Origin of the sequence: Kitasatospora sp. NPDC097643 (assembly GCF_040302625.1) — a bacterium.
Taxonomy (GTDB): Bacteria; Actinomycetota; Actinomycetes; order Streptomycetales; family Streptomycetaceae; genus Kitasatospora.
This window is the reverse complement of sequence record NZ_JBEOSA010000141.1, coordinates 1-4,220: the sequence shown is the minus strand read 5'-3', so window position 1 is coordinate 4,220 and position 4,220 is coordinate 1. Positions and strand designations below refer to the sequence as shown.

Sequence of the window (4,220 nt, the reverse complement as noted above, 5' to 3'; positions counted from 1 at the left end):
CCGCGGAGACCACCACGGTGTGGGACACCCCGGGGGTGTTGTCCACGAAATTGGTGATCAGCCAGTTCAGGTTCTGTGCGGCCTGGCTCATCTGAGTCAACTCAACGCTCCTGGTGGTTCGAGCCGCCGAAGAGATCGGTGCTCCGGTTCTGCTGTCCGTTGCCGGACGGGTCTACCTGATCGGGGTCGATCCGGAAGCTTCCGGTGTTGCCGGCGCTGCGGCCCTGCTCCACACCGCGGCGCAGGTTCGTGAGACGTCCACGGACCTCCTCGGGGCTGCGGGAGACCTGCGGCCCGTCCTGCGGGGTGGGCTTGGCGTTGCCGGCCACCAGGTTCTGCTTGGGCACGCGCCGGGGCAGACCGGAGGTGGTCGTGCCGCCGGAGGCGGGCTCGCGCAGCTGCTCGGCCCGCTGCCAGTCGCCGTCGTTGGGCGACTGCCAGGCGGCGTTGGCGGTCGGGCCGGTCGGGCCGTACCCGCCGAGCGCGGACACGTCGTGGCCGCGCGGCTCGCTCGGCGCCGAGGTGTCCTTGGCGCCGGCGAACCAGTTCGGGGTCTCGCCGGTGGAGCCGTTGTCGGCCGGGGCGGCGAAGCCGCCACCCGCCAGCTGCTGGCCGGGGCGGCGCTGCGGCAGCCCGGACGGCAGGGTGGTGGTGGGCTCGGCGGCGGGCAGGGCGGGCGCCTCCGGGGCGTACGGGTGGCCGGCGGGCGCCTCCTCGGCCTGCTGGCCGTAGTGGTCGCCGCCGTAGCCGTCGTCGTAGCCCTGGTAGTCCGTGCCCTGGTAGTCCTGCTGGCCGTACTGGTCGTCGGCGTAGCCGGACTGGTCGTAACCCTGCTGCGGGTACTGGCCGTACGCGTCCTGGCCGTAGCCGTCCTGCTGGTAGCCGTCGTGGCCGTAGCCGTACTGGTCGTCGGCGTAGCCGGACTGCTCGTAGCCCTGCGGGGCGTACTGGTCGTAGCCCTGCTGCGGGTACTCCTCCTCGACCTCGGCGTCCAGCACCGGCGGCTCGCCGTGCGGGCCGCTCTCCAGCGCCTGGCGGCGGACCTGGTCGAGGCGCTGCGAGCGCTGGACGGACTCCAGGGCCGGGCTGAAGCCGGAGGAGCCGGCGATGCCGTGGCCGGTCAGGTGGTCGTCGAAGCCCAGTTCGGCGGCGCTGCGGGTGGGACCCTCGGGGGCCCACTCGGAGGTCGGCGCCTGGTCGGCGAAGATCCGGGAGACGGTGAATTGCTCCTCGGGCTCCGGCGCGGCACCGCCCTGGGTGACGAACGGCGGGAGCATGACCAGCGAGGTGGTGCCGGCCGACTCGCCGGAGGGGCGGAGCTGGACGCGGATGTCGTGCCGCTGGGACAGCCGGCCGACCACGAAGAGGCCCATGCGGCGGGAGATGGTGGCGTCGACCGTGGGCGGCTCGGCCAGCTTCTCGTTGATCTCGGCGAAGTCGTCGGCGGTGAGGCCGATGCCCTTGTCGTGGATCTCGACCAGCACGCGGCCGTCCGGCAGGCGGGTCGCGTTGACCAGGACCCGGGTCTGCGGGCTGGAGAACGAGGTGGCGTTCTCCAGCAGCTCGGCGAGCAGGTGGACGAGGTCGGTCACGGCGGCGCCGACGACCTCGACCTCCGGGATGCCGGCGAGCTCGACGCGCTCGTACTGCTCCACCTCGGAGGCGGCGGCGCGGAGCACGTCGACCAGCGGGACCGGGGTGTTCCAGCGGCGGCCGGCCTCCTCGCCCGCGAGGACGAGCAGGTTCTCACCGTTGCGGCGCATACGGGTCGCGAGGTGGTCCAGCTTGAAGAGGTTCTCCAGCTGGTCCGGGTCGGCCTCGTTGTTCTCCAGGTCGGTGATCAGCGCCAGCTGGCGCTGGATCAGGCCCTGGCTGCGGCGCGACAGGTTGGTGAAGATCGCGTTGACGTTCCCTCGCAGCAGGGCCTGCTCGGCGGCGAGCGCCACGGCCTGCTGGTGGACCTGGTCGAAGGCCCGGGCGACTTCGCCGATCTCGTCCTTGCCGTGCAGCGGGATCGCGCTGACGGAGGTGTCGACCCGGTCGGGGTCGGTCTTGGAGAGCTTCTCGACCAGGTCCGGCAGGCGGTGGTCGGCGATCTCCAGGGCGGCGCTGCGCAGGGTGCGCATGCCGAGGATCATCGAGCGGGCGACGTACCCGGTGAGCAGACCGGCCAGGATCAGTGCGGCGACGACGATGATCGTGTTGAGCACGGCGTCGTAGAGCGCGTTGTCCTTGAGCTCCTTGGCGCCGTCGAGGACGTCGTCGAGGAGGCCGATCTCGGTGTTCCGGAGGGCCTGGATGTGGCTGTTGGAGGCCTGGTTCCAGTTGTCCGGGGTCAGACCGGAGGCGATGGCCTCCTTGAGCGCCTGGTCGGCGACGGCCTTGCCGCGGAGCTGACCCTCGGCGGCCTGCTCGCTGTACGCGGCGCCGAGCGCCAGCAGACCCTGCATGGTCGGCAGAGTGCCGTTGGGCATCTTGTACGCCGAGCGCGCGTCCACGGTGGCCTGGGCGACCTGGGCGTCGGCGAACCTCCGGGCGTCCTCGGGGGCGCTACCGGTGGTGAACTCGTTCAGCGAGACCTGCTCCAGCTTCTGGGAGACCAGGATCTGCTGGATCATGTCGGCGTTCTCGTGCCGGGTGGTGGCGTTGGCCGAGATACCGACGAGCAGCTGCATCATCAGCACGCGCTGGGTCGAGGCCGAGGCCTTGGCCAGCGACATCGCGTAGATCGCGCGGCCCTTGCTGGTGAGGTTGTTGGAGCCGCCGAGGCCGACCGAGTTGTCGTAGGAGAGCAGCGGCGCGAACATCACCGAGTAGGCGTTGGCGGTCGCGGAGGCGAACAGCTCGGGCGTGTAGGCGACCTGGCGCAGGTGCGGCAGGGCGCCGACCATGCTCGCGAAGGCCTCGTGGCGCCGCGGCAGCTCGCCGACCTTGTCGGAGGCCTCGTAGGCGGCGTTGTAGGCCTTCAGCGCGGCGTCGGTGGCCGCGCGGGTCTTGGCCACGTCGTTGTTCGGGTCCTGCTTGGTCAGCAGGGGGCCGACGGTCTTGTCACGCTCGTTCTGCAGCGCCTCGGCGAGTTCGGTCGCGGCCTTGGCCAGCTCGGCGGTCTTCTCGGCGTGCGAGGCCTTGATGTAGCCGTCGACCGAGGTGTTGACGCGCAGGCCGCCGAAGACCAGGGAGATGACGACCGGGATCAGCAGGATCGCGATCAGTCGGGTCGGCACACGCCAGTTGCGCGGGCGGAGGAAGTCGTAGCGGCCGCCGTCCTTGTCGTCCTGGACGGTGTCGGCCGATCCGCCGCGACGCTCCTTCGAGGAGGTCGGCGGCGGTATGGAGGCAGCTTGGGGACGCTCCTCGGTCGGGGTGAACGCGGAGAATCCGGCCGGCTCCGGGGCGGTACCGTTCGGCTCGCTCTGGCGGGGCTCGGAGCGCCGCTGCGGGGCGGGTTGCTGCTTACGCCTCACTCGACAACTACCTCTCGGCCGACTGCCGGCCATGGATCAATCCAGCGCTACCCCCGGGCCCTGGCCCGTCACCGGGTGGGCCGGCGCCGAGAGCATTCAGGGGTAGCTGGAATTTCAGCACGTGCAGGGATGGGGGACAAACAGCCGTCGGATAGCCCTCGCGTCGGCACAATCCGGACATTCACCGACATGACGGAGCAAAACCGTGGTCATCTGGCGCTGAGTGACGCTGATTCGCCACGCTGCGTCACTGTTGATCACAAAATGCCTACCGAACTGTTATCCGCCGCTTATAACCGGGTCTTGCGCGGTGCCCCCGGAGGACACCTGCCGGTAAGTGGCGCTGCCCCGGCGACCATCCGTTCGACGGTCGCCGGGGCGTTCGACGGTGCGCCTCCCGGGGCGCGCCCTCCGTGGTCGCCGGTCAGCGCAGCCGGGCGAGGAGGGCGTGCTCGACGAGGGTGATCAGCGCGCTCTTGGCACTGTCACGCCGGCGGGCGTCCAGGGCGACGACGGGGGTGTCGGCGCCGAGCTGGAGCGCTTCGCGGACCTCGTCGGCGGTGTGCGGCTGGTGCCCGTCGAAGCCGTTGAGGGCGACGACGAACGGCAGCCCGCTGTTCTCGAAGTAGTCGAGCGCGGGGAAGCAGTCGGCCAGCCGCCTGGTGTCGACGAGGACGATGGCGCCGATGGCGCCGCGGACGAGGTCGTCCCACATGAACCAGAAGCGGTCCTGTCCGGGGGTGCCGAACAGGTAGA

The 4,220-nt window shown here is 70.9% G+C and carries 2 protein-coding genes and 1 pseudogene; all 3 read right to left on the bottom strand.

Annotation, left to right across the window (positions count from 1 at the left end; all coding sequences use genetic code 11):
- Nucleotides 1-91: pseudogene (locus ABTY15_RS39405) on the bottom strand (roadblock/LC7 domain-containing protein); the annotation flags it as partial.
- A gap of 10 nt (nt 92-101) precedes the next feature.
- On the bottom strand, nt 102-3,464 hold the full coding sequence (locus ABTY15_RS39400; protein WP_350607490.1) for a sensor histidine kinase: 3,363 nt from the start codon (nt 3,462-3,464) through the stop codon (nt 102-104).
- 424 nt (nt 3,465-3,888) lie between these two features.
- On the bottom strand, nt 3,889-4,220 hold a 332-nt coding region (locus ABTY15_RS39395; protein WP_350607488.1), incomplete at its 5' end, for a GTP-binding protein.